At 61.4% G+C, this 708-nt stretch carries 1 protein-coding gene; it reads left to right on the top strand.

Going from position 1 to position 708, the window contains the following annotated elements; translation table 11 throughout:
• Positions 1-259: 259 nt before the first annotated feature.
• On the top strand, positions 260-708 hold a 449-nt coding region (locus C1876_RS17425), incomplete at its 3' end, for a lyase family protein (protein WP_244910200.1).

Raw genomic sequence — 708 nt, 5'->3', positions numbered from 1 at the left:
ACCCTCCTAAAGTTAGCGTGGTAGGCAGCCGTTGTCGTGCGCTGCCTCGAACGATGCAAGATGGTAGGAGGCGCCACGGCCTCGCGAATCGCCCACCGAGATTGAATTCCCCGAAATTTGGCGACTCACCCACAACTCACCCACGGATTAACTGGGGATGTCGGGGGTTCGCGCGGGCGGTTTTTGGTAATCTACGCAATAAGGAAAACGCGCAGGCCGCTGGGGCGTCCGCGCACATTGCCAGGGAAAGGAAACGCGCATGATCGGTCGCTATACTCGTCCGGAAATGGGTCGCATCTGGGAACTCGAGAACAAGTTCGCCATTTGGAAGGAGATCGAGGTTCTGGCCTGCGAGGCCCAGGCAGAGCTCGGCCAGGCGGGCATCACGCGCGAGGAGGCCCAGTGGATCCGCGACCACGCCGACTTCACCGTTGAGGAGATCGACGAGATCGAGAAAGTGACGAACCACGACGTCATCGCGTTCACCACCTGTATGGCGGGCTACATCGACGCCGACATCCCCGAGGGCGAAGACAAGCCTTCCCGCTGGGTGCACTACGGCATGACCTCCTCCGACCTGGGCGACACGGCCCTGTCCTACCAGGTCACCCAGGCTTGCGACATCATCATCGACGACATCAAGCGCCTCGGTGAAACCTGCAAGCGCCGCGCCTTCGAGTTCCAGAACACGCTGTGCGTCGGCCGCAC

The organism is Eggerthella sinensis (genome assembly GCF_003339815.1).
GTDB lineage: Bacteria > Actinomycetota > Coriobacteriia > Coriobacteriales > Eggerthellaceae > Eggerthella > Eggerthella sinensis.
The sequence above is the reverse complement of the archived record's forward strand: the minus strand, read 5'-3'. Positions and strand labels throughout refer to the sequence as shown.